Genomic DNA, 4227 nt, shown 5'->3' on the forward strand with positions numbered 1-4227 from the left:
GCCGGCGCCGGCCGGTTCGGTCGACGTGGTCGCTGCGTCATGCGTCGTGGCAGCGGCGCCGGCGCGCGCGGCCGACGTATCGATGAAACCCAGCGTATCGAACAATTGCGTCATCGCTTCGCTCCGTCACGTTCAGGCATGCGCGGGATGCGCGGGCTCGGATACGGCAGCCGGCCGGTGCTGCGCGCCGGTATGCCATGCAGGCAGGCGCGGGCCCGCGCCGAACAGCTTCTCGCGCAGCGTCGGCGCGGGATCGTAGTCTTCCTTGTAGACGCCGCGGTTCTGCAGCTCGGGCACGACCCAGTCGACGAAATCCTCGAACGATTCGGGCATCACGGTGCGCGTCAGGTTGAAGCCGTCGATGCCGGTCTCGTCGATCCACGACTGCAGTTCGTCCGCGACCTGCGACGGCGAGCCGACGATCGGCGCATAGCGACCGCCGAGCGACATCTGTTCGAGCATGCGGCGCACGGTCCACGTGCCGGTCGTGCTCTTGCGCGAGATCGCGTCGACGGCCGACTGGATCGAATCGGTCTTCACGTACGAGATCGGCTCGTCGAGGCCGTACTTCGCGAAGTCGATGCCGGTCGAGCTCGCGAAATGCGCGAGGCCGGCTTCGGCGCTCGCGTAGCGCCGGTATTCGTCGAACTTCTCGCGTGCGAGCAGTTCGGTTTCCGCCGTCACGACGCTCACGCCCGCGAAGATCCGGATCGACGCCGGGTCGCGCCCCTGCCGTGCGGCGGCCGCGCGGATGTCGAGTGCCGCCGCGCGCGCGGCGGCCTTGCTTTGCCCGTTCACGAACACGCATTCCGCGTGACGGCCGGCGAACTCGACGCCGCGCGCGGACGAACCGGCCTGGTACAGCACCGGCGTGCGCTGCAGCGACGGCTCGCTCAGATGAATCGCGTCGAGCGAATAGAACGGCCCGTCGTGCTTCACGCGCCGCACCTTGCCCGGCTGCGCGAACACGCGCGCCTGTGCGTCGCGGATCACCGCGTCGTCGTCCCAGCTCTGTTCCCACAGCTTGTAGACGACGTCCATGTAGTCGTCCGCGCGCTCGTAGCGGTCGTCGTGGCCGATCTGCTGCGCGAGGCCCATCCCGCGCGCGGCGCTGTCGAGATAGCCGGTGACGATGTTCCAGCCCACGCGCCCTTTCGTCAGATGATCGAGCGTCGACATGCGGCGCGCGAACAGGTAAGGCGGTTCGTAGGTCAGGTTCGCGGTCACGCCGAAGCCGAGGTGCCGCGTGACCTGCGCCATCGCGGGCACCAGCAGCAGCGGATCGTTGACGGGCACCTGCACCGATTCGCGCAGCGCGGCATCGGGGCCGCCGCCGAACACGTCGTACACGCCGACGATGTCCGCGAGGAAGATCCCGTCGAACTTGCCGCGCTCGAGCGTCTTCGCGAGGTCGGCCCAGTAATCGAGATCGGTGTAGTGCGCGGAGCGGTCGCGCGGATGCGTCCACAGCCCGTGGTTGATGTGCCCGACGCAGTTCATGTTGAATGCGTTGAGCAGGATCTTCTTGCGGTTCGCCGTCGTCATGCCCGCCTCCGTCACCACGCGATCGCGTACAGCGAGCCGAACGCGTTATCGAGCGCCTTGCGCACGGCCGGCGACTGCTGGTAGATCGCGATGAACTTGCGGATGCGCGGATCGTTCACGCTGTCCGGCCGCACGACCCACTGGATCGCGAAGATCTTGTTCTCGGTGCCGTCGAACAGCAGCGCGCTGTTCGGGTCGGTCGTGCCGGCGAGCTTGATGAAGCTCGGGTAACCCTGCGCGAGATCGACGTCGTCGAGCGAACGCGCAAGCTGCGACGCTTCGAGCGGGATGATCTTCAGGTGCTTCGGGTTCGCGACGATGTCGTGCGTCGTCGCGCGATAGTCGGCGCCCGGCTTCAGCGTGATGAGCCCCGCGCGCTGCAGCAGCAACAGCCCGCGCCCGCCGTTCACCGGATCGTTCGCGATCGCGACCTTCGCGCCGTCCTTCAGCTCGCTGAAGCTTTTCACCTTCTTCGAATAGAGGCCGATCTTCATGATCGTGCCGGGCGCGATCGACACGAAGTTGTAGCCGCCCTGCCTGTTCGCGTTCTCGAGGAACGGGATGTGCTGGAAGTAGTTGACGTCGATATCCTTGTTCGCGAGCGCCGCGTTCGGCGTATTCCAGTCGGTGAATTCGACGATCTTCACGTCGAGCCCCTGCGCCTTCGCCTCCTTCGCGGCGACCTTCAGCGCCTCGATCTGCGGGCTGGTCGAGATGCCGACCTTCAGCGGCGCGGTGTCGGCGTGCGCGCCGTTGAGCAGCGCAACGCCAAACAGGGCGGCGGCCAGCAGGCGCGCGACGCGGCCGGCGGAAAAGCGGGCGGAAAAAACGGCATGCAGCATGAAACCACTCTCCTGTCCAAAGACGGTATCGACGGATGAGCGACGCCGCGGCGAACGCGCGGGCGTTCTCCGGACGGGGGGCATCGCATCGGAAAAGGATCAGCCGATGATAGAGAGCGGCGCAGGGGCGGTCTACGAAGCGATTGTGCGAAGAAAATCGCGCGCGGCGATATGGCGGGCGGCCGCGCAGGATCGGGGGCCTGACCGGGCGCCCGGCCGGCCGCCTGGCCGAAATCTCGGCCTGGGCGCCGGGCGAATTCCGAAATCTCGGCCAGCCGGTCGAGCCATCCTTTCAGCAGACGAAATAAACCCTTTATAAATCAATGCATTAAAAATATTCCGACAGGCCGGATTTCTGGCACGGGGGTTGCGTAATAGACGGCACACGATGCCGCGAAGCGATGCAGGCATTCCAACATCAGGAGACACGTCTTGCAGACCTCAATCCAATCCCCGTCCCATCCGGAGCCGGTTTCCGACGCCGTCGCCACCCCGCGCGAGCGCTTCTGGCCGGAAGGCTGGTGGAAACTGATGGAAATCCGCATCGGCATCATTCCGCTGCCCGTCTACTTCATCCTGCTCGCGCTGATCGTCGGCTTCTCGGTGACCGGCAAGGTGCCCGGCGAGATCTCGATGGCGATCGCGGTGCTCGCGTTCTTCGGCTTCACCTGCGCGGAACTGGGCAAGCGCCTGCCGCTGTTGCGCAACATCGGCGCGGCCGCGATCTTCGCGACCTTCGTGCCGTCGGCGCTCACGTACTACCACGTGCTGCCGAAGCCGGTGCTGAACCTCACCGTCGAGTTCACGAAGTCGACCAACTTCCTGTACCTGTTCATCGCGTCGATCATCGTCGGCAGCATCCTGAGCATGGATCGGCGCGTGCTGATCCAGGGCTTCGTGAAGATCTTCATCCCGCTCGCGGCCGGTTCGGTCGCGGCCGCGATCGTCGGCACGGCGGTCGGCACCGCGCTCGGCCTCGGTGCGCGCCACACGCTGCTGTACATCGTCGTGCCGATCATGGCGGGCGGCGTCGGCGAAGGTGCGATTCCGCTGTCGATCGGCTATTCGGAACTGATGCACCTGCCGCAAGGCGAGATGTTCGCGATGGTGCTGCCGCCGGTGATGCTCGGCAGCCTGACCGCGATCATCCTGTCGGGCGCGCTCGACATGCTCGGCAAGCGCTACCCGCACCTGACCGGCAACGGTCGCCTGCAGGTCGGCGAATCGGGTGACATGACGCCCGAGAACGAGGAAATCCGCGGCCACGTCGACGTCTCGCACATCGCGGGCGCCGGCATCACGGCCATCACGCTGTACCTGGTCGGCCTGATGGCGCACAAGCTGTTCGGCCTGCCCGCGCCGGTCGCGATGCTGTTCCTCGCGGTGCTCGTGAAGCTTGCGCGCGCAGTGTCGCCGCCGCTGCAGGAAGGCGCGTTCGTCGTCTACAAGTTCTTCTCGACCGCCGTCACGTATCCGCTGCTGTTCGCGATCGGCGTCGCGATGACGCCGTGGGACAAGCTGACCGCCGCGTTCACGGTCGTCAACGTCGTCACGATCGTGTCGACCGTCGCGACGCTGATGGGCACCGGTTTCGTGGTCGGCCGCCTGATGAAGATGTACCCTATCGACACCGCAATCGTGAACGCCTGCCACAGCGGGCAAGGCGGCACCGGCGACGTCGCGATCCTGACCGCCGCGAACCGGATGCAGCTGATGCCGTTCGCGCAGATCGCGACGCGGATCGGCGGCGCGATCGTCGTCACGGTCACGCTGATCCTGATCGCCCACTTCGGATGACGCGCCGCCGCGCGCACCGTCGCGCAGGCCGCTTCGCACGCGC

General features: G+C 66.5%; 3 protein-coding genes. 1 reads left to right on the top strand and 2 read right to left on the bottom strand.

Going from position 1 to position 4227, the window contains the following annotated elements; all coding sequences use genetic code 11:
• Positions 1-132: 132 nt before the first annotated feature.
• Both G3N93_RS35345 and G3N93_RS35350 read right to left on the bottom strand, forming a co-directional pair.
• The gene (locus G3N93_RS35345) at positions 133-1545 is read right to left on the bottom strand and encodes an LLM class flavin-dependent oxidoreductase (protein WP_174986025.1); all 1413 of its coding nucleotides are present in this window, start codon (positions 1543-1545) and stop codon (positions 133-135) included.
• 11 nt (positions 1546-1556) lie between these two features.
• Entirely contained in the window at positions 1557-2387 is an 831-nt protein-coding gene (locus G3N93_RS35350) for a MetQ/NlpA family ABC transporter substrate-binding protein (protein WP_206135052.1), read from the bottom strand.
• A gap of 432 nt (positions 2388-2819) precedes the next feature.
• Here G3N93_RS35350 and G3N93_RS35355 point away from each other — a divergent pair, with 432 nt between their 5' ends.
• Positions 2820-4184: a 2-hydroxycarboxylate transporter family protein gene (locus G3N93_RS35355; protein ID WP_174941046.1), complete on the top strand. Its 1365-nt coding sequence runs from the start codon at positions 2820-2822 to the stop codon at positions 4182-4184.
• The last annotated feature ends 43 nt before the right edge of the window (positions 4185-4227 follow it).

Origin of the sequence: Burkholderia sp. Se-20378, assembly GCF_017104665.1 — a bacterium.
Classification (GTDB): Bacteria; Pseudomonadota; Gammaproteobacteria; order Burkholderiales; family Burkholderiaceae; genus Burkholderia; species Burkholderia lata.